The organism is Rufibacter hautae (genome assembly GCF_008271695.1).
Lineage (GTDB): Bacteria > Bacteroidota > Bacteroidia > Cytophagales > Hymenobacteraceae > Nibribacter > Nibribacter hautae.
Map to the genome: position 1 here is coordinate 542268 of NZ_VKKY01000001.1, position 20227 is coordinate 562494.

The 20227-nt window shown below is 54.3% G+C and carries 17 protein-coding genes; 14 read left to right on the top strand and 3 right to left on the bottom strand.

Features of this window, described 5'->3' with window-relative positions:
* Positions 1-114: 114 nt before the first annotated feature.
* From FOA19_RS02195 to FOA19_RS02230, 8 genes are all read left to right on the top strand, one after another.
* Complete coding sequence (locus FOA19_RS02195; protein WP_149089162.1) at positions 115-1254, top strand: CgeB family protein; 1140 nt, start codon at positions 115-117, stop codon at positions 1252-1254.
* The gene (locus FOA19_RS02200) at positions 1244-2374 is read left to right on the top strand and encodes a CgeB family protein (protein WP_149089163.1); all 1131 of its coding nucleotides are present in this window, start codon (positions 1244-1246) and stop codon (positions 2372-2374) included. The genes FOA19_RS02195 and FOA19_RS02200 overlap by 11 nt, the downstream gene beginning before the upstream one ends.
* A 394-nt stretch (positions 2375-2768) precedes the next feature.
* Positions 2769-3896, top strand: coding sequence for a CgeB family protein (locus tag FOA19_RS02205; protein WP_149089164.1), 1128 nt, complete (start codon positions 2769-2771; stop codon positions 3894-3896).
* Between the two features lie 191 nt (positions 3897-4087).
* Positions 4088-4744 (top strand): dioxygenase family protein, encoded by a 657-nt coding sequence (locus FOA19_RS02210; protein WP_149089165.1) that lies wholly within the window; start codon positions 4088-4090, stop codon positions 4742-4744.
* Positions 4745-5044: 300 nt separating this feature from the next.
* Positions 5045-5908 carry a glycerophosphodiester phosphodiesterase family protein gene (locus tag FOA19_RS02215; protein ID WP_223808690.1) on the top strand — a complete coding sequence of 288 codons (864 nt, stop codon included), beginning with the start codon at positions 5045-5047 and terminating at the stop codon, positions 5906-5908.
* Positions 5909-6028: 120 nt separating this feature from the next.
* Positions 6029-7690, top strand: a complete 1662-nt coding sequence (locus FOA19_RS02220; protein WP_149089167.1) for a carboxylesterase/lipase family protein — start codon at positions 6029-6031, stop codon at positions 7688-7690.
* A gap of 163 nt (positions 7691-7853) precedes the next feature.
* Positions 7854-8735, top strand: a complete 882-nt coding sequence (locus FOA19_RS02225) for a 3-keto-disaccharide hydrolase (protein WP_149089168.1) — start codon at positions 7854-7856, stop codon at positions 8733-8735.
* Positions 8736-8751: 16 nt separating this feature from the next.
* Complete coding sequence (locus FOA19_RS02230) at positions 8752-9234, top strand: hypothetical protein (protein ID WP_149089169.1); 483 nt, start codon at positions 8752-8754, stop codon at positions 9232-9234.
* A gap of 106 nt (positions 9235-9340) precedes the next feature.
* Here FOA19_RS02230 and FOA19_RS02235 read toward each other — a convergent pair whose 3' ends face one another.
* On the bottom strand, positions 9341-10132 hold the full coding sequence (locus FOA19_RS02235) for a polysaccharide deacetylase family protein (RefSeq protein ID WP_149089170.1): 792 nt from the start codon (positions 10130-10132) through the stop codon (positions 9341-9343).
* 246 nt (positions 10133-10378) lie between these two features.
* Between FOA19_RS02235 and FOA19_RS02240 the strand changes: the two genes are divergently transcribed.
* From FOA19_RS02240 to FOA19_RS02255, 4 genes are all read left to right on the top strand, one after another.
* Complete coding sequence (locus FOA19_RS02240) at positions 10379-11194, top strand: TIGR04290 family methyltransferase (RefSeq protein ID WP_149089171.1); 816 nt, start codon at positions 10379-10381, stop codon at positions 11192-11194.
* 89 nt (positions 11195-11283) lie between these two features.
* Complete coding sequence (locus tag FOA19_RS02245) at positions 11284-11841, top strand: NUDIX hydrolase (RefSeq protein ID WP_149089172.1); 558 nt, start codon at positions 11284-11286, stop codon at positions 11839-11841.
* A gap of 176 nt (positions 11842-12017) precedes the next feature.
* The gene (locus FOA19_RS02250) at positions 12018-12599 is read left to right on the top strand and encodes a Pycsar system effector family protein (protein WP_149089173.1); all 582 of its coding nucleotides are present in this window, start codon (positions 12018-12020) and stop codon (positions 12597-12599) included.
* A 193-nt stretch (positions 12600-12792) separates the two neighbouring features.
* Entirely contained in the window at positions 12793-14256 is a 1464-nt protein-coding gene (locus FOA19_RS02255) for a glycoside hydrolase 5 family protein (RefSeq protein ID WP_149089174.1), read from the top strand.
* A 715-nt stretch (positions 14257-14971) separates the two neighbouring features.
* Here the strand turns inward: FOA19_RS02255 and FOA19_RS02265 are convergent.
* Both FOA19_RS02265 and FOA19_RS02270 read right to left on the bottom strand, forming a co-directional pair.
* Entirely contained in the window at positions 14972-16297 is a 1326-nt protein-coding gene (locus FOA19_RS02265; protein WP_149089175.1) for an inositol-3-phosphate synthase, read from the bottom strand.
* Positions 16298-16696: 399 nt separating this feature from the next.
* A complete protein-coding gene (locus FOA19_RS02270; protein WP_149089176.1) occupies positions 16697-17299 on the bottom strand; it encodes a histidine phosphatase family protein in 603 nt (200 codons plus the stop codon).
* A 260-nt stretch (positions 17300-17559) separates the two neighbouring features.
* Here FOA19_RS02270 and FOA19_RS02275 point away from each other — a divergent pair, with 260 nt between their 5' ends.
* Positions 17560-18750, top strand: a complete 1191-nt coding sequence (locus FOA19_RS02275) for a polysaccharide pyruvyl transferase family protein (RefSeq protein WP_149089177.1) — start codon at positions 17560-17562, stop codon at positions 18748-18750.
* Positions 18747-20135, top strand: a complete 1389-nt coding sequence (locus tag FOA19_RS02280; RefSeq protein WP_149089178.1) for a Coenzyme F420 hydrogenase/dehydrogenase, beta subunit C-terminal domain — start codon at positions 18747-18749, stop codon at positions 20133-20135. The genes FOA19_RS02275 and FOA19_RS02280 overlap by 4 nt, the downstream gene beginning before the upstream one ends.
* The last annotated feature ends 92 nt before the right edge of the window (positions 20136-20227 follow it).

The following is a 20227-nucleotide window of genomic DNA, read 5'->3' on the forward strand; positions in this document are numbered from 1 at the left end:
CCCTTGTGGTTGCCCTAATGCGGTGCAAACGTGAACGGGCAACCACAAGGGATTGCCCCTACAAACAAAACCAAAATTCTAGTATTCAGCTACTAGCGTCAACCCAATAGAACTATGAAACTTGTTTTATTCTACCACTCCCTGCTCTCTGACTGGAACCACGGCAATGCCCACTTCCTGCGCGGCATAGTGCAGGAACTCAAAAGCCGCGGCAACGACGTGCAGGTCTACGAGCCCAAAGACGGCTGGAGCCTGCAGAACCTTGTCTCGCAGTACGGCGAGGAGAAGATTGAGGAACTGCACCAATACTACCCTGGACTGGACACCAACTTCTACGAGCTGGACACGCTTAACCTGGACCAGGTTTTGGCCGGTGCCGATCTGGTGCTGGTGCATGAGTGGAACGACCATGACCTGGTGCGCATGGTGGGCGAACACAGAACCAAGAACAACTACCGCCTGCTCTTCCACGACACCCACCACCGGGCCGTGACTGAGCGCGAGAGCATGGCCGCCTATGACCTCACCCATTATGACGGCGTGCTGGCCTTCGGGAACGTGATCAAGGAACTCTACCTGAAGGAAGGCTGGACGAAGAAGGCCTGGACCTGGCACGAGGCCGCCGACACCCGCATTTTCTATCCGCGCACCAAAACCGAGACCGAGGGCGACCTGGTCTGGATTGGCAACTGGGGCGACGAAGAGCGTACCGCGGAGCTGCATGAGTACCTGCTAAATCCGGTGAAAGAACTCGGTCTTAAAGCCAAAGTCTACGGCGTGCGCTACCCAGAGCATGCCATCAAATCACTGGCCGAGGCGGGCATCGAGTACGGCGAGTGGCTGCCCAACTACAAAGCCCCGGAAGTGTTTGCCAAGTACAAAGTCACCGTGCACGTGCCGCGCAGACCTTACGTAGAAGCGTTGCCTGGTATTCCTACCATCCGGCCGTTTGAGGCGCTGGCCTGCGGTATTCCGTTGATTTCAGCGCCCTGGGAAGACGCCGAGAAACTGTTCACGCCGGGCGAGGATTTCCTGGTGGCCAGAAACGGCGAGGAAATGAAAAAGCACCTACACAGCGTGCTGCATGACCACCGCCGCACCCAGGAAATGGTTAATAACGGGCTGCGCACCATCAACCGCCGGCACTCCTGCTCGCACCGCGTGAATGAGCTGGAAGCCATTTGCGACGAACTGGGCATTGCCCCGGAAAAAATCCATCCGCACAAAAAATCAAACACCACTTATGCAGAATAAAAAGCTTAACATCGCCTTCTTCGGATCTAGTTTGGTATCGGCGTACTGGAACGGAGCCGCCACGTATTACCGCGGCATCGTGCGCGCCCTGCACGAGCGTGGCCACCAGGTTACGTTCTATGAACCGGATGCTTACCAACGCCAGGAAAACCGCGACATTCCAGACCCCGAGTACGCCAAAGTAGTCGTGTATCCGGCCACCGAGGAAGCCGTGTACCAGATGCTGGAAGACGCGGCCTCGGCCGATGTGGTGGTGAAAGCCAGCGGCGTAGGCGTGTTTGACGAGTTGCTGGAGGCCGAGGTACTGAAACTGCAATCTGAGAACTGCCTCGTGATCTTCTGGGACGTAGACGCGCCCGCCACCCTGGACCGCGTGGAAAGCGACCCTTCCGATCCGTTTAGAGCTCATGTTCCGCAATACGACCTCATTCTGACCTACGGCGGCGGTGACCCGGTCATCAACGCGTATGCGAAGTTGGGTGCCAAGAAATGCGTGCCGGTTTACAATGCACTGGACACCGCCACGCATTACCCGGTTGAATCCGAGGAGCGTTTCCAATGCGACTTGGCCTTCCTGGGCAACCGCCTGCCCGACCGCGAAGCGCGCGTAGAGCAGTTCTTCCTGGACGTAGCCGCTAAATTACCTGAGCAACAGTTCCTCATCGGGGGAAGTGGTTGGGGCGATAAGCCTATGTCTTCCAACGTGAACTACATCGGGCACGTGTATACCAAAGAGCACAACGCCTTCAACTGCACGCCTAAAGCCGTCCTGAACATCAGCCGCGAAAGCATGGCCCGCTACGGCTTCTCGCCCGCGACCCGCGTGTTTGAAGCCGCCGGCGCCGGTGCCTGCATCATCACCGATTACTGGGAAGGCATTGACTTCTTCTTCGAGCCGGAGACTGAAATCTTGGTAGCCAAAGACGGGGCCGAAGTGGCCGAGCTGCTGCAAGGTTTAACGCCAGAACGTGCCAAAGCCATCGGTGAAGCTGCGTACAAAAAAGTACTGGCCCAGCACACCTACGGCCACCGCGCCGATGAACTAGAACAACTCCTGCTCACCACGCCGCGCACCAAAACCGACATTACCGCTACAGACACGAAGGAAGTAGTGTCCTAAATCTGTTTTGGGGCTGTTTTTAGAAAAACGGCCCCTAAACGGAAATACACATTCCGCTGCTTCCCGTTGCTCCCGCTGGCGCGAGCGTCCCGCTCGTGTCCTCACGCGTTTCAGAGGACATCGATTCCACCCACTCCTGTCATCTTGGAAAGATCTTGTGGGCGAACTAGAAAGGCGTTGAAGAAAAGCCACTACCGTTCGCTCACAAGATCCTTTCAGGATGACAAAATTTAGGAAAGCTATTTATCCAAAATGCGTGCGGACACGAGCGAGACGCTCGCGCCAGCGGAATATTTCGTTTCATTGTTCTTTTCAGAAAAACAGGTCCTAAACGGACCTTCCAAAGAAAGAATAAAAGTCTAGGGTCTACCATCTAGATACTAACATCCTCCACATGAGTCAAAAACCGTTGAACATAGTCATTCTGGGCTTGTCCATTACCTCTAGTTGGGGGAACGGGCACGCCACCACGTTTAGGGGCCTCGTGCGCGAGTTGCGCAACCGGGGCCACCACATCCTGTTCCTGGAGCGCGATGTGCCGTGGTACGCCTCTAACCGTGATTTACCTAACCCGGAGTATTGCCAGACTGAGTTGTACCAATCCTTGGAAGATTTGCAGGCCCGCTTCACCGAGCAGGTGCGCGCTGCTGATTTCGTGCTGGTGGGCTCGTATGTTCCTGAGGGAGTAGCCGTGGGTGAATGGGCTATCCAGACTGCCCAAGGCGTGACCGGGTTCTACGACATCGATACCCCGGTGACGCTGGCCAAACTGGCCCGTGAAGACTACGAGTACCTGCATCCGCGCCTCATCCCGCGGTATGATATGTATTTGTCGTTTACCGGCGGACCAACGTTGGAGAAACTGGAGAAGGAATTCGGTTCGCCCATGGCCCGGCCGCTATACTGCTCGTTTGACCCTGAGCTGTATTTCCCCGAGCCGCAGGAAGAGAAAGTGTGGGACTTAGGCTATCTGGGCACCTACTCAGATGACCGTCAGCCACCGCTGGAGAAACTCATGCTGGATGCCGCCCGTGCGTGGCCGCTGGGCTCCTTCGTAGTGGCCGGTCCGCAGTATCCGGAGACGGTTCAGTGGCCCGAGAACTGCGAGTACATCCACCACCTTCCGCCCGCCGAGCACCGGAAGTTCTACAACCAGCAACGCTTCACCCAGAACATCACCCGCGCCGACATGATCAAGGCCGGCTACTCGCCCAGCGTGCGCCTCTTTGAAGCCGCCGCCTGCGGTACGCCCATCATCTCAGATTACTGGGACGGACTGGATGAGCTGTTTGAGTTCAACAAAGAGATCCTGGTCTCCTACTCCGCCGAGGACACCTTGGGCTTCTTGAAGGACTTACCCGAGGAGGAGCGCTTGGCCATGGGGGAACTCGCCCGCCAGAAAGTCCTGGCCCACCACACTGCCGCGCACCGCGCGCAGGAGCTGGAAAGCTATATTTATGAAGTCCTGAGTTCTGCGTCTAGCATTCTGAGTCAGGAAAAAGAAGTGGAGCTGGGAAGCTAATTTGCTTTCACTCTCGTGCTTATTGTTTTCGGCCTGTTTTGAGAAAAGCAGGCCGAAAATGTTTTTACGCCCACGTAATCCTCACCTACACCATCACTTTTCATCAGCTTGGTGGAGGTAGCTTTCGCACTTCTTTGGTTGTTTTCTCCAAGGCATAGATTCGCCTGGTTTTTACACGTATAAAGAAGATCATGGGAATAGAAAAGCACATATGGATGAGCAGCCTCCTGTTGCTATGGCTGGGCTCTGCCTGTGAACCATCATCCTCGCAGACGCAGCACCAACCAGAGAAAGCAACTGTCCAAACCATGGCTGACAGCTGCGACAATCCCGATGCCGCTATTGAATGCTGTTTCCTGAACATGCCTCAGAAACTCACCAGCACCATGACCATCGCGGGTAGAGCAGAACCCGGGGAAAGGCTGGTGATTTCGGGCCGAATTTTCAAAAATGACGGTAAAACGCCCCTTTCCAACGCCCTCATTTACGCCTACCAAACAGACAATACAGGCCATTACACCAAAAAAGGCATTGAAACCGGCGTACAGAAATGGCATGGGCACCTGCACGGCTGGTGCAAGACAGACCAGAACGGTTCCTATGAAATCCAGTCTATCCGGCCCGCACGCTACCCAGACAACTCCATGCCCGCCCACATCCACGCGGCCATAAAACCGGAGAACACCGCACCCTTTTACATCAGTGATTTCGTGTTCAAAGACGATGACTTGGTAACCGACAAATACCTGGCATCTCTGTTTACAGACCTAGGAGGCACGGGCATTGTGACCGTCCAGAAGAACGCAAACAACACCTGGATTGGGAAGAGAGACATTGTCCTGAAGTAGCATTCTTTAACCCTTAGTTCACTTCAAGCATTAAGCATACAAGAGTTCTTGGGTAACAGCCTGCAAACATCCTTTCAACCCATTGCTATTCTCCTGAAGCTCCCTATCTTCATACTGGAAGGTAATTGGTAAGAAAACCCTCCTTTACTTTTGCAGGACTTGCCGGGACCAGCAACGATATCTTTGTTCACCCCCAAAGCTCAGACCATGCATTCCATCGGTTTTTCTTTAAGAATTCTCCTGCTTCTGGTACTGGTGGCCGGGCTCCCTTTCTGTGAATTGAAGGCGCAGACCAAAAACTTGCACATCCTTCAAATCAGTAGCCCGAAGGAGCTATCCAACTTCTTCCGGTTCAGCCCAAACAGCATTCCTTTGATCAGTGGTCACCGAGGCGGAATGGAGAAAGGGTACCCAGAGAATTCCATTGCTTCTTTTGAACATACACTCCGCAGCACGCCGGCTTTTTTTGAGGTTGATCCGCGCCTGACCAAAGACAGTGTCATTGTGCTCATGCATGATGAAACGCTGGACCGTACCACCACCGGCAACGGCAAGGTTTCTGACTATACCTGGGAAGAATTGAAGAAGTTGAACCTGAAAGACAAAGCAGGAAATGTTACCGCGTACCATATCCCCACCCTGGAAGAAGCCATCACGTGGAGCAAAGGAAAAACCATTTTGAACTTGGATAGAAAGGACGTGCCGCCTTCTATGATTGCTCGGTTCCTGCGTGACCGCAAAGCCGAAATCCATGTGATGCTGACCGTGCACAATGCCCAGCAAGCCAAATACCACTATGAACAAAACAACAAAGTAATGTTCTCGGCCCACGTGCTTACCAAGGATGCGTTTTTAGAGTATGAGAAAGCCGGTATTCCTTGGTCGCAGACGATGGCCTACATTGGCCCCACGTACAAGCCCGAAAACCAGGAACTGCTGGACCTGCTGCATGCCCGCGGGGTGATGTGCATGATTTCGGCGGCGCCCACGTATGACAAACTTCAGAGCAAGGCAGAACGGCAGAATGCCTACCGCGAAGTTATCAAATCCGGGGCCGATATTATTGAATCTGATTTGCCCACCGAGGCCGCAGAAGCTATCAAACCTTTAATACCCGGTAAAAGTGATAAAGCCAAATACTTTAGGATCGTGGAAGCAAAATAACTTTTCAAGACGCAAAGACAATGGTATCTTTCAGAAAAGTAAATTGATTTTTACAGCCACTTATCACTTGTTAATACCCGCAACAGAAAACATCAAACACCTAGCGAATAAGACCAAACCATGAACCATAGACTAAACAAAATCTTCCTCCTGCTCCTGCTGGCGGTGCTGGTGGCACCCACGGTAGGGGCGCAAACCAAAAGCAAAGCCTCTGGGGCTTCCACTTCCTCTGCCAACCAGGTAAAAACAGCCAACGGCCTGGTAGAAGGCACCCGGGAGAAAAGCGGCATCCGCTCGTTCAAGGGGGTGCCGTTTGCCGCGCCGCCTGTAGGCGATTTGCGCTGGCGCGAGCCGCAGCCGGTGAAGAACTGGCAGGGCGTTCGCAAGGCTACCCAGTTCGGACCGCGGGCCATGCAGTTGCCGGTGTTCGGGGATATGAATTTCCGGAGCAACGGCGTGAGCGAGGATTGCCTGTACCTCAACGTCTGGACACCGGCTAAAACCGGAAAAGAGAAACTGCCGGTGCTGGTGTACTTCTATGGCGGCGGCTTTATTGCCGGCGACGGTTCTGAGCCGCGCTATGACGGCGAGAGCATGGCGCAGAAAGGCATTGTGGCCATTACGGTCAATTACCGCTTGGGCGTGTTCGGGTTCTTCGCGCACCCAGAGCTGACGCAGGAATCACCCTACAAAGGCTCGGGCAATTACGGGTTCCTGGACCAGTCCGCGGCCTTGCGTTGGGTGAAAGAAAACATTGCGGCGTTTGGGGGTGATCCGGCCAGGGTGACCATTGCCGGAGAATCGGCGGGGTCTATCTCGGTGAGCGCGCAGATGGCGTCTCCTTTGTCTAAAAACCTAATGGCCGGGGCTATTGGTGAGAGCGGAGCCCTGGTGAACTCCCCCTTCGACCCTGTTCCGCTGGCCGAGGCTGAGCAGAACGGCGTGAAGTTCGCTTCCAGCATCGGGGCTACTTCCCTGGCCCAATTACGGGCAATGGACGCCAAGCAGTTGTTGAACGAGGCCGGCAAACCGGGTATGGGCCGCTTCGTGCCTACCCTAGACGGTTACTTCTTCCCTAAATCGCCTGCGGCCGTTTTCGCGGCGGGTGAGCAGGCCAAGGTTCCGCTGCTTGCCGGCTGGAACTCAGAGGAAATGACCTACCGCGCCCTTTTCGGGCAGGATGCGCCTACGAAGGAAAACTACACCAAACTGGTGCAGAAACTGTACGGTCCCCGCGCTGAAAATGTCCTGAAACAATATGCCGCTGCCTCCGATGCCGAGGTCGCGCAAGTGGCCACGGACTTGTCTGGTGACCGTTTCATTGCCTACAGCACCTGGAAATGGATGGACCTGCACAGCAAAACCAGCGGCAAACCCGTGTACCGTTACCTGTACTCCCGCCCTCGGCCCGAGATGGTGCCCGAGATGGGCAACGCCACCGCGGGTCTGGCGGGCGGCGTGGTAAAGGACTCCAACGCCCCCAAAGCCCCACCAGCCACGGGCGCTGTGCACTCCGCCGAGATTGAGTACGCCATGGGCAACCTGGCCACGAACAAGGTCTTCGCCTGGACGCCGGAGGATTACAAAGTCTCCAAAACCATGCAGGAGTACTTCGCCAACTTCATCAAAACCGGCAACCCCAACAGCGGCAGCTTGCCTAAATGGCCCACCGCCACCGGCAACGCCGTGCAGTACCAGGTCATCGACGTGAACACCAAAACCGTCACTGAGAAAAACCGCGGGCGTTACTTACTCATGGATGAACTGAACACCAAGAAATAACCAGTCCGACCCTTTATAACGCGGCAAAGCCATCGGTCAGAAACGTAGCTTTTCAGGAGCTTCTTTTTCTGGCCGATGGCTTTCTCTTTTTATGCTTACTTTAGCCCAGATTTCTTAAAATCACCCTCAAACCGATACAAGATTCTATCCACCCAGCCTCCCTATGAAAACGAAACCTACCCACTGGTTTGCCGCCTTACTCTTCACCTGCCTCGGATTATTTTCCTTTCTGCCCAAGAAAGAATGGACGCCTTTACTAGACAAGAATCTCACGCAGTGGGAAACGTATCTGAGCTACCGGCATAAGCTGGGCTACAACGGCAAAGTGCCGGTGGATGCACAAGGAAAGGAAATCGCCCCCATTGGCTATAACCAGAAAGGCCAGACTGTCTTCACGTACCTAGAGGAGAAAGGTGAACCTATGCTGAAGGTGAGCGGCGAGATCTACGGTTGCGTCTATACCAAACAGGAATACGAGAACTACCACCTGAAGCTTAAATACAAATGGGGCCAGAACAAGTTCGAGCCCCGCAAAGACCTGCTCAAAGACTCGGGGGTGCTGTACCACTCCGTGGGGGAAAGCGGCAAGGATTATTGGCGCGCCTGGATGCTCTCGCAGGAATTCCAGATCATGGAAGGCCACACCGGCGACTACTGGAGCATCGCCAACTCGGCCATTGACATCCGGGCGTTTCTGCCCGAGGGCATGATGAACTCCGTGGCCGATGCCAAACAGCCGTTCCTGGGTTTCGGGAGAGGCTCCGGCAGAGACGGCCTTTGCCTGAGAAGTGAAAACCGCGAAAGCAAAAACGGCGACTGGACCCAGATTGAACTGATCTGCTACAAAGGCAAAAGCCTGCACATTGTGAACGGCCAGGTGGTGATGGTGCTGCAGAATTCCCGCTACGTAGAAAACGACAAAGCCACTCCGCTCACCAAAGGCAAAATCCAGATCCAAAGCGAAGCCGCCGAGGTGTACTACAAAGACATTCTGCTGAAGGAGTTAGACGAGCTGCCCAAAGAGTACGCGGCGTATTTCAACTAAGTGTTTTCAGGCAAGAATGCTTCACTATAAAACCGACCTACGAGCGCTCAAAAAGAAGGAACTCAAAAACTTGTGGTTTTTTGTACCGTTTTATGGATTGCTTCCTGCCATAGACTTTCTATTCAAAACGGACTTGGTTTGGGACAGCTATTATTTTGTAGTCGGGGCTCTTTCCTTGGCCTCTTTGGTGGACTTGTACAGTAAAAGGAGACTGCACCAACTTGTCTTTGATACCCAACGGGCAGAAATCATCATAGAGACTAATACGTTCGAAAATCTTTTAAAAAGACAAACACTCCCTTTTAGAGAAACCAATCTTCAGGTTTCTAGACCGGTTACAATATTCCAATTGAAAGAAACCCCGCTCACCTTGACCTTCTATCATAGGAGAAAAGAAGTCCTGAAAATAAACAACCATAAGGATGGTCTTCCACCGGAGACTTTGGAGGAAATCAGGGAAAAGGTGCTGGCATATTGCAGCCCTAACCTCGCAAATTGAGCTTGTACTTTCAGCTGGAGGAGAAAAATAAAAGGTCGGCCCTGTTTTACGTAAGTTTTCTGAAAAACTGCCGCAAAACGGGGCCGACTTGTTTAGGAGGATCAGACTACTTCTTCGCGGAGGCGGTTGCTTTCAGGTGCTTGGCGGCTTCAATAAAGGTAGTGTTCCAGATGTCTTTTTCGTTCTTCTTCAGGAACTGCAGTAATTGGCGGTGCGCTTCCAAGGAGACGTTCAAGGAGTGCTCGCCACCTACGCCGTGGAAGAGGAACACGATCATGCTGTTGGTCTCCATGGCCTTTTTCACCATGGCAATAAGCTCGTCGCCGGTCTGGCCGTTGATCATGAAGGAACCTACGTTGTAGACGTCTGTCTCCGTTTTGGGAACATAAACGCCCTGCACGCCACGAGCTGCTACCAGGTCGTTTTTCAGGCCATCAATGAAGTTGACACCGGCCACTTTGGTATCGCCGCAGGGATAGGCGAAGGTGTGCTCTTTCTTGCCGTCCACGGCTTCCAGGGCAGCGTTGGTCATCTTGATTTCATCGGTGATGCGGCGCACGGTGTAGGTGGCCAGGTCATAGTCTGGAATCACAAAACTTCTGCCAGGTTGGCGCCCGTCGCACGGGTGAAAAAGCGAGTGGTTGGCGAGTTCGTGCTTGTTGGCAGCGGCTTTCCGCCACTCGGGCAGGCGTTTGGTGAAGGCCGGCGAAGAGGCGATGAGGTAGAAGGTGCCTTTCAGTTTCACGGAGTCCAGGGCTGGAATCACTTTATCCAGGTGCGTGTTGAGGGCATCGTCATAGGTGAGCACCACGGCGCACTTTTTCTTGTTCCAGTCTTGCGCGAAAACAGAGGCGCTCACCAGGCAGAGCAGAAACGTAAGGGTTCTTTTCAGGATCATTTTGTTTGTATAAATGGCTTTTTAGGGAAGAGACAAGTTTGCCATAAGTTACAGCAACTCCGCCACAAACCTTGCATTTAGGGCCTGATTTTCACAAAACAACCTCAAAACAACCAGGCAAGGCCACTTACCAAAGAGGATATAAATCCCCAGGAACTCTTCGGCGCTCCCTGCACATACATATAACTTTTACTATCCTGTTTTCCGTACAAGCGTGTGAACACAAACTAACCCCAGCCACCTTCTATGGACCTAACTCAGGAAATAGCCCAACTAGGCCCCTGGTTTCATAACCTGCACTTGCCAGACGGCACCCAGACTGCCCCCAACCATAGCTTAGGCGATTTCCCGGCCTTTAAATGGGAACACATCAAAAAATACATTCCAGAGGACCTTACCGGCTGGCGCGTGCTGGACGTAGGCTGCAATGCTGGTTTCTACACCATGGAACTGGCCAAGAGAGGCGCCTCGGTGCTGGGCATTGACGTAGACCCGCATTACCTCCGGCAGGCCGCCTGGGTAGCCCAGCAGTTCGGGTTTGATGACAAGGTGGAGTTCCGGCAGATGCAGGTCTATGACGTGGCCCACCTGCAGGAGAAATTCGATCTCGTCTGGTACATGGGCGTGATGTACCACTTGCGGTACCCCTTGCTGTCATTGGACATTCTCTCGCAGAAAACTACGCGCCTGATGGTGTTTCAGACCCTCACCATGCCTGGCGAGGAAGTAGCCGAGATACCCGCTGATATTGACTTCAACGAGCGCGAGGTGATGCTGGAGCAAGGCTACCCCAAGATGGGTTTTATTGAGCATAAGCTGGCCGGCGATGTCACCAACTGGTGGGCGCCTAACCACGCCTGCATTGAGGCCATGCTGCGCTCCTGCGGCCTGAAAGTGACCCAAAAACCAGACCACGAAATCTACCTCTGCGAGCCAGACCCCGAAAACCAGAACAGCACGCACACCTGGAACAGTTCTGAGCTGCTCTCGGCCACCGGACAAGCCTGGCAAGAGGCCGTAGCCGCCAAGGTGGAAGGCAAAAACAGAACCCTTACCCGTTAATACCCCCATCAGAAATATGCTCGTTTTGAGGCCTCTTTCTGGAAATGAGGCCAAAAACGAGCATATTTGTTTTCAATTAGTTTAAAGTCATGCCTTACCCCCGTCCCTGGCGATTGCTTCGCTCCCAGATTGCTTACAAACACAAATGGTACACCCTGCGCCGCGATGAGGTGGAACTGCCCAGCGGCCACGTGGTAGACGATTTCTTTGTGAGCGAGCGCCCCGATGGGGCTTATGTCTTCCCGGTTACTGCGCAGAACGAGGTTCTTTTTGTGCGCCAGTACAAACACGCCGCCGGCAAGATTTTCCTGGAACTGCCCGCCGGCTCTTTCTACCCAGACCAAGAGCAAGCCCAGGATGCCGCTACCCGCGAACTGCTGGAAGAAACCGGTGCCGTCCTCACGCAGGAGTTGGTGCCGCTGGGTGTGCTGCATGACAACCCAGCCAAAGACACCAGCCGCATCCATCTTTTCCTGGCCCAGAATGTACGCGTGGAACAGCAGCAGGCCCTGGACGTCACAGAAGAGATTGAGGTGGTACCTGTGCCCCTAAACCAAGTCTTGTCTAAAGTACTGAACGGTGAGATCTGCGTCTCGGGCTCGGTGTCTCTGTGCTTTCTGGCGCTGCGGCATCTGCAGGCTCTATAAAGACAAATGCGGGAAATGATTGCATCGGCAGGGCCAAGAAAGAAATTACCGGTAGACCTCAACCACAGCACTAAAACTAAGTATAGGGAATGTAACCGCGGAAGAACTCTGCCAGCTCAGCCTTCTGCAGGGCCACGGTTACGTTTATCCCCACCATACTTAACTACCGCAGCGCAATGGCTGAAGTGAACGAGGGTGCACTCCCTGAAGGAAAAAAGAAAAAAGACAAGGCACAGAAAACCCAGCGGGGCACAGAAACCATGTTCCGGATCACGGCCGCCAACCAGATGCGGCTCAGTGACATGGCAGACAACAAGGCGCATATTCTGCTTACCATTAACTCCATCATCGTGTCTATTCTGCTGTCGGTGCTGTTCAGGAAACTGGACACCGAGCCCCAGCTTATTGTGCCGGCCATGCTGTTTCTGTTCACTTCCCTCTGCACCATGGTATTGGCCATTCTGGTGACCATGCCCCGCATCAAGAAAGACCAGCCCAACAGAGACCTGAGCAAAGACAAGATCAACCTCATGTTCTTCGGGGATTTCCACAGCATCAGCCTGCTGGAGTACGAAGAGGGCATTACCGAGATGATGACCAACCCCAAGACGCTGTACGGCAGCATGATCAAAGACAACTACCACCTGGGCGTGGTGCTGCAGAAGAAATACACTAGCCTGCGGTTTGCCTACATCTTCTTCATGGTGGGCTTTGTGGTTTCGGTGATTTCCTTCGTGATCACGCAATTGTTCTCCTAGGCACCTGCCTTATTGCATTACAGTATTTATTCATCGTCCCTACCCTTCTGCTTTACGTTAAACCATGCCAGGCGAATTCTTCTTTTCGCCTGAAAAACTAATGCCCAAGGCGCCAAAGCCCTCAAACCAAAAAGTAACGGTAGGCCCACCCGCCGCTGCTTAGGATTAACAGATATATAGCAAGCCAAGAAACATGCGTCAAGCCTCTATTTTAAAACCTGCTCCTGCTTCTAAGATTTCCCGCTTACCAGATTCCCCTTCCCTGCCCTGGATCCAAGTAGCACCAGACGCTCCCTATTTCATCACTGAGGACGGCCAGCCCTGGACCCCGGTGGGCCAGAACGATGCCATCACCTGGCCCGAGCTGGAAGGCTTGTTCCGCCGGAAGAACCTGGCCGCCGTAGAGGAATACCTGGCTTACCTCTCGCAACACGGCGTGACCTGCCTGCGCCTCATGCTGGAATACGCCCAGGTGAAGCACCGCTATTTTGAGAAACCGGCAGGCACGTTCAACCCCAGCATGGTCAAACTCTGGGACGATCTTTTCGCGCTCTGCGCCAAATACGGCCTACGCATTCTGCTCACGCCCTATGACACCTTCTGGATGTGGCTCAAGTGGAAGTATCACCCGTACAACAAAAACCTAGGCGGACCTTGCGCCGGCCGAGGCCAATGGCTCCTTTGCCCAGACACCATGGCCGTCATCAAGGCGAGGCTCACGTTTGTGGTAGAGCGCTGGGGCGGCAGCGGCGTGCTCTTTGCCTGGGACCTCTGGAACGAGATGCACCCGGCGCACATGGGCAACAGCTCAGAGAGTTTCTCCCGGGTAGCCACCGAGCTGAGCGAACACGTGCGCGATCTGGAACTACGCCTCTACGGCCGTTCCCACCCACAAACCGTGTCTATCTTCGGGCCTATCCTGCACACGCACCCAGACACCGCCGATACTATTTTCCGGCATCCCTTGCTTGATTTCGCCAGCACTCACTTCTACGATGCCAAAACCATTGACTACCCCAAGAACACGGTAGACTCGGCCATCAAGGTAGGCGAACTGGTGCGCGAAGCCCTGGAGCACGCCCCCGAGAACCGCCCGTTCTTTGATTCTGAGCACGGTCCCATTCACCTGTTCAAAGATAAAAAGCACACCCTGGCCCCCGAGTTTGACGATGAGTATTTCCGGCACATCCAGTGGGCACACCTGGCCTCGGGCGCGGCCGGCGGCGGCATGCGTTGGCCCAACCGCCATCCGCATACCTTAACCCCTGGCATGCGCGTGGCCCAGAAAAACCTGACCGGCTTTCTGGACCTCATCCATTGGCCCACGTTCCGGCGGAAGAACCTGAACCAGGAGATCAAGGTCTCAGAACCGTCCTTCGCGGTGTTCGGCTGCGCCGATGGTCAGCAAGCTGTCGTCTGGTTTCTCCGGAAGGATGCCTTGTACCAACGTAAGCGCCTGATGGACCCTAATGCCGCCCCGCTCACCGTAACCGTGGAGATTCCCGGCCTGCAGAACGGCCACTACCAAATCACTACCTGGAACACGTTAGAAGGCATGGTGCGCGAGCAATTTGAGCTGGAAGTACAAAATGCCAGTTGCAGTTTTACGGTGCCGGAAGTCCGCACCGATGTAGCCGTGGCGGTAGTAAAAAAGTGATTCTCCCCTTGAGGGGAGCGAAGAGGGGTGTTTACATAGGAGAGTATGCATTTCAGAGTTAACTAAAGGTATCCTCTCACAAGAGTAAGCAAAGCATTATAATCAACAATGCATGACCAGCAGGTGTAAACACCCCCTCTTAATCTCCCCTTAAGGGGAGAATCTGCGTTTTGCAGCGCTGTATAAAAGTATAAAGCTATATGCAGAGTTCGGCTGGACTATTCATCCCCCTACTCCCCTTCAAAGGGGACGGAATGCGTGTGCAACAACTTAAGAGGTATAAATCACAGGAAGGCCTTCACCAATTGCTCCCACTCCTCTGGCAACGTACCAGCAGGTCTTGTTTTACCGGCGCGTTTGTACCAGTAATCGGCGTTCCAGAGGTCTCCTTCTTTGCGGTGGAGGTAGGCGTGAATCCGAGCGGCATTTTTATCCGGTAGGTCCTGAATGAGTTCATGCGCTTCTTTCCAATTGCCTTGGGCGTCATGCCACAGTGCCTGCAGGTAGACAGAAGATTCAGCCGGAGGCGTGGGCGCGGAAATACCTTTCTAGAAGGCTGCAAAATCCATAGAATATCTAAAACAGGTTTAAGGGAAATCAGGCATTGTGGCAAGAAGAACTTACCTGCACCTAAAAGCAGACGTCCCTTGTTTTTAAGCTGAATGTAGGAAATCAACTTAAAAACAAGGGACGTTTTTTCAGGCCACTAGTACTGTTACATCGCCTCTACCAAATCCTGGTAGTAATCCATGCCCAGGTGCGTGATCAGGTCTTCGCCCATCATGTGGCGCAGGGTGTTCTGCAGCTTGATCAATTGCTTGAAAATATCGTGCTCTGGGTTGAGTCCCTCCGCCGTTTGCGGTGACTTGAAGTAGAAAGACAACCATTCTTGGATGCCTGACATGCCGGCTCTTTTGGCCAGGTCACTGAACAGGGCAAGGTCAAGAACCAACGGGGCGGCCAGGATGGAGTCGCGGCACAGGAAGTTGATCTTGATCTGCATCTGGTAACCGAGCCAGCCGAAGATGTCGATGTTGTCCCAGCTTTCTTTGTTGTCACCGTGGGGCGGGTAGTAGTTGATGCGCACCTTGTGGTACATATCGCCGTACAGTTCGGGGTTGGACTCAGGGCGGAAGATTTCGTCCAGCACGCTCAGTTTGGAAACCTCCTTGGTCTTGAAGTTCTCAGGGGCATCTAAAACCAATCCGTCGCGGTTGCCCAGGATGTTGGAGGAGAACCAGCCCTTCACACCCAAGGCCCTGGCGTGCAGACCAGGCGCCAGAATGGTTTTCATGAGTGTTTGGCCGGTTTTGAAGTCTTTGCCACCAATAGGGGTTTCGGTTTGTCTGGCGAGTTCAATAAGCGCAGGAATATCGCAGCTCAGGCTGGGGGCTCCGTTCATGAAGGGCACACCCAGCTTGATGGCGGCATAGGCGTAGATCATGGAAGGCGCGATGGCCGGATCATTGTTCTGCAGACCTTCCTCAAACGCCTCAATGCTTTGGTGCACCTCGGACTCTTCAATGTATTTCTCGGTGGAACCGCACCACACCATCACCAGGCGGGCGCAGTCGTTGGCTTCCTTGAAGTTCTCAATGTCGTCCATCAGGGCTTGGGCCAGATCGGCTTTGGTGGCCGCCTCCTTGATGTGGTCACCGTCCAGGTTGGCGATATAGGCCTTGTCAAACACCGCTTTCATGGGCTTGATGGCTTCCAGTTCGGCCTTCACGGCGTGCAGCATCATCGGCTCTATCACCTTGGCTTTCATAGCGGCCTCAAACACGTTGTCTGAGTACACATCCCAGCCCCCGAAGACAATATCATTTAGATGGGCAAGCGGAACAAAGTCTTTGATTTTAGGATGGCGGTTCTCGGTGCGTTTCCCTAACCGGATGTTGCCCATCTGGGTTAAAGAGCCAACCGGCTGCGCCAGGTCTTTTTTAACGGCTTCTACCCCGGCAATAAGCGTGGTGGCCACCGCGCCTAATCCAGGCATCAACAAACCTAGTTTTCCTTCTGCTTTTTCTACGACATTATGCATGTAACACGAGTTTATGGTTGGGTAATAAAGAGTTTACTTTTGATAGGCAGCACCAGGGCTGGGTCTTTTACAAGGGTTATTGATTCTTGCCACTCACCTTCCACTTAGCAGGAAGAGGGCTGCAAAAGGCCAGACTTCCGGTAAGCGCATGGAACCTGCCCGTAAGTGTAGCGATTTTCAGCCGTGGCCTCAAGAGATCAATGAGAAAAAATGAAACTGGTTGATGCGGATCGGGCATCTGCTTATGCTGTATTTTTCAAAAAACGGGTCTGAAACGAAAGAATGCTAAGCACCAGGGAAGCTTTTCCAACCCGGATTTTCCCGGTAGAAAAGCTACTCCTTTCCTTGAACTTAAGCACCTATTGGCCGCAATTAAACCGCAATACTCATTTTAGGGCCTCAAGGTTGTATCTGGCCGGTGTCATTTATTAGCAGAATCCGAGCGGTTTCTTCGTAAACTTCAATTATGCTCACAGAAGCCGGGCTGATCTCCAGGCGCTGGAAAAGGTCCAGGTGAATACCGGCGTAATACGCCACCGCGGCTTTGATCAGGTCTGAATGGCTCACCACGGCCACGGTTTCGTGCGGGTGTTTTGCGCACAGTTTCTGCAAACCGGCCATAAAACGGGCCTGCGCCTCCAGCATCATCTCGCCGCCGGGAATCCGGGTCATGCTCCTGAAGGTGTTGAAGCGCTGGAATTCTGCCTTCCCAGACAGTTCCTCAAAGGCGCAATTGGTCCACTCCCCGAAGTTCAGTTCCAGGAAAGCCTCGTCTTGCTGCACCGGGAGCTGCTGCGCCTGGGAGATGAATTCGGCGGTTTGCAGGGTGCGTTCCAGCGGGCTGCTGTACAGGGCGTGTATTGGGAGACCAGCCAGCCTTTGGGCCAGGTACTGCGCCTGCGCCACCCCTTCCGGGTTCAGGAAAACACCCGGCGTGCGGCCAGATAAACGTTTGCCCACGGCGTCTGTGGTGGCGTGCCGGATCAATAAAATTTTGGTCATGTCGTCTGGTTTATGAAAGCGCTGGTGTGCTATTTAGCGCCTACTTTTTGAATTTCTAGGCAAAAACGGAAAGGAAAATTTCAGCCGTGTCTTTAAACGGGCCATAGCCCAAACCGTTATCGCTCTTCGGCGGCGCCTTTGCTTTGGTTTTTTCCGGTAAATTTTCAATTGTGAGGCTCTGGGCTTTACCTTACATACCGGCTACAGGCGGCAATTTAAGCGGCTGAAGATATAACCTAAACCAAAGGGATGCCGTTGGCATGAATTACCATTTCCCGGGTGTGGGCTGTGCCTACAAAGCAACCCGCCGGCCCGGCCTCTACCCTTATTTCAGAAAAGCTTTGGAGAACCTACAACACAAGAACGTTTTAAAGATCGGGGTCCTGACCTTTCACCGCTGCATCAACTACGGAAGTTACTGGCAGGCCCGCTGTCTGGCCGAGGGGCTGCAGGCGCGCGGCCACGAAGCCGTTATCCTGGACCATGACTCGCGCCGCGTGAACCTGGTAGAATGGAAATGCGCTTTACAACCGGTGCTGCCCACGCCGGTGCCCGCGTCTGACCGCCCGCTGTACCGCGAGAAAACAGAGAAGTTCTTCCGCATCTTTGATACCCTGCCCCTCTCGCCGCGCTTCCCGCTGGAAGACCCCAGCCAGATGGAGAACTACGATGTGGTGGTGGTAGGCAGTGACGAGGTCTGGAACCTCTCGCACCCCTGGTACGGCTGCTGCCCTTTGTTTTACGGCGACGGCCTGAAGACCCAGCACCTCATCTCATACGCCGCCAGTTTCGGGAACTACGATGCCTCCTGGGGCATGCACCCTTTCTGGGCCGATAAGCTGCGCAACTTTGAGTCCATCTCCGTGCGTGACGCCAACTCGCAGACCATTATCAAAGACGCGCTGGGCTTTGAGCCCGAGATGGTGCTGGACCCTTGCCTGCAGTTCCCCATCATCCCGGAGGACCGGGACCACGAGCTGCTGCAGAAGCCTTATATAGCGGTCTACGGACATAACTTTTCAGAATCCTTCGCCCGCGAGATCCGGCAGTACGCCGATAGCCGGAACCTGCCGCTTATCAGTTTTGGGTACCGCAACGACTTCGCCGATGAGCAGTGGATCACCACCGATCCGCATGACTTTGCGCACCTCATGGCCAAAGCCGAGGCCGTAGCCACCAATTTCTTCCATGGCTGCGTCTTTGCCCTGCGCAACGCCAAACCGTTTGTGTGTGAATCCTCGCCGTACCGCCGGCATAAACTGCAGGGCCTCATGGCCAAGATCGGCGGTGAGCACCACCTCCTGCCCGAAGGCTCAGACTATGCCCAGTACGAAGCCCTGCTGAGCACCCCCTTGAACCCGCAGATTACGCAGAAAATTGAGCAACTCCGGGAAACCTCTAATGCGTATCTGGACCGGGCGCTGGCGTTAAAACAAGTTCAATACGCATGAAAGAGCTGCTGAGCCCCCGTGATATAGTGACTTCTGGCTTGTGCATTGGCTGCGGCAGTTGTGTGGCCCAGGCCAACCTGCCAGACACCCAGATGGACTTTGACGCCTATGGCCAACTGAAACCCCAGGGCCCCAACGCCTGGTACAACCGTGAGTCGGGTAGTTTCACCAGAACCTGTCCGTTCTCGCCGGGCTCCAGAAACGAAGATTACCTGGGCGCCACCCTCTTCCCCACCGCTCCCCACGTAGACAATGCCCTAGGGCGTTTCCAGGCGGCGTACGTGGGCCACGTGTCTGAGGAGGATTTCCGAATGCAGGGCAGCTCCGGGGGCATGGTCACCTGGGTGGCTACTGAACTCATGCGCCAGGGCCTTATCGACGGAGTGGCCCACGTGATTGCCACTGAGGACCCGCAGGAAGACGGCCGCTACTTCCGCTATCGCATCGCGCGCACGGAAGCTGAGATCCGGGAAGGGGCCAAATCCCGCTATTATCCCATTGAACTGTCTGAGGTACTTTCTCTCATAAGAGAAGTGCCCGGCCGCTACGCCGTAGTGGGCATTCCGTGCTTTATCAAAGCGGTGCAGTTGCTGCGCAAGGAAAACCCCATGTACCGCGAGCGTATCCAGTACACGCTGGGCCTGTTCTGCGGCCACATGAAGAGCGCCCGTTTTGTGGAGAGTTTTGCCTGGCAGATGAACGTGCCAGTGGACCAGATAGAACAAGTGGAGTACCGCCAGAAAGACCCCAGCCGCCCCGCCAACTGGTACAACGCCAAACTCACCCTGCGTGACGGTAACAGCGTAAACCGCGACTGGTGGCACCTGGCTGATGGCGACTGGGGAGCTGGTTTCTACATGAACTCGGCCTGCAATTACTGCGACGATGTGGTGGCCGAAACCTCAGATATTTCCTTCGGTGATGCCTGGGTAGAGCCGTATTCCTCTGATGGCCGCGGCACGAACGTGGTGGTGGTCCGGTCGCCGTTGGTAGACCAACTGGTGACCAATGCCATCCAGGCAGGCCGCCTGCAATTGGAGCCGGTAGATGCCCGTTTTGTGGAGCAGACGCAGGCCGCCGGTTTCCGGCAGCGCCGCGAAGGGCTGGCCTACCGGCTTACCTGGCCCCGCAGCGGCGTACAGCCCCGCAAGCGCGTGATCCCAGACGACAAAACCCCTACTGCCCAACGCAAGCTCATTTACCGCATGCGCTATTACCTTTCCAAGGGTAGCCACCAGATGTTCAGGGTGGCCCGTAACCTGCAGATGCCCCAATTGTACATTGATTGGGCCCGCATGACCTTGGCAGCGTACCACGGGTTTGCCTATCACCAAGGCAATTATGAGGAGATAAAGAACCGGTATAATCAGTTGAAAGGAGAATAAAAAAAGCGGAGGGTTTCCCCTCCGCTTTTTTTATGGCCGGTGCTTTGGGCCTGCTTTTCTAAAAACCGGCCCAAAACCAGAGCCTTTCTACT

What these genes read in the sequence shown, in the direction of transcription:
- FOA19_RS02195 (WP_149089162.1), top strand. Translation starts at nt 115, where the DNA reads ATGAAACTTGTTTTATTCTACCACTCCCTGCTCTCTGACTGGAACCAC.
- FOA19_RS02200 (WP_149089163.1), top strand. Translation starts at nt 1,244, where the DNA reads ATGCAGAATAAAAAGCTTAACATCGCCTTCTTCGGATCTAGTTTGGTA.
- FOA19_RS02205 (WP_149089164.1), top strand. Translation starts at nt 2,769, where the DNA reads ATGAGTCAAAAACCGTTGAACATAGTCATTCTGGGCTTGTCCATTACC.
- FOA19_RS02210 (WP_149089165.1), top strand. Translation starts at nt 4,088, where the DNA reads ATGGGAATAGAAAAGCACATATGGATGAGCAGCCTCCTGTTGCTATGG.
- FOA19_RS02220 (WP_149089167.1), top strand. Translation starts at nt 6,029, where the DNA reads ATGAACCATAGACTAAACAAAATCTTCCTCCTGCTCCTGCTGGCGGTG.
- FOA19_RS02225 (WP_149089168.1), top strand. Translation starts at nt 7,854, where the DNA reads ATGAAAACGAAACCTACCCACTGGTTTGCCGCCTTACTCTTCACCTGC.
- FOA19_RS02230 (WP_149089169.1), top strand. Translation starts at nt 8,752, where the DNA reads ATGCTTCACTATAAAACCGACCTACGAGCGCTCAAAAAGAAGGAACTC.
- FOA19_RS02235 (WP_149089170.1), bottom strand. Translation starts at nt 10,132, where the DNA reads ATGATCCTGAAAAGAACCCTTACGTTTCTGCTCTGCCTGGTGAGCGCC.
- FOA19_RS02240 (WP_149089171.1), top strand. Translation starts at nt 10,379, where the DNA reads ATGGACCTAACTCAGGAAATAGCCCAACTAGGCCCCTGGTTTCATAAC.
- FOA19_RS02245 (WP_149089172.1), top strand. Translation starts at nt 11,284, where the DNA reads ATGCCTTACCCCCGTCCCTGGCGATTGCTTCGCTCCCAGATTGCTTAC.
- FOA19_RS02250 (WP_149089173.1), top strand. Translation starts at nt 12,018, where the DNA reads ATGGCTGAAGTGAACGAGGGTGCACTCCCTGAAGGAAAAAAGAAAAAA.
- FOA19_RS02255 (WP_149089174.1), top strand. Translation starts at nt 12,793, where the DNA reads ATGCGTCAAGCCTCTATTTTAAAACCTGCTCCTGCTTCTAAGATTTCC.
- FOA19_RS02265 (WP_149089175.1), bottom strand. Translation starts at nt 16,297, where the DNA reads ATGCATAATGTCGTAGAAAAAGCAGAAGGAAAACTAGGTTTGTTGATG.
- FOA19_RS02270 (WP_149089176.1), bottom strand. Translation starts at nt 17,299, where the DNA reads ATGACCAAAATTTTATTGATCCGGCACGCCACCACAGACGCCGTGGGC.
- FOA19_RS02275 (WP_149089177.1), top strand. Translation starts at nt 17,560, where the DNA reads ATGAATTACCATTTCCCGGGTGTGGGCTGTGCCTACAAAGCAACCCGC.
- FOA19_RS02280 (WP_149089178.1), top strand. Translation starts at nt 18,747, where the DNA reads ATGAAAGAGCTGCTGAGCCCCCGTGATATAGTGACTTCTGGCTTGTGC.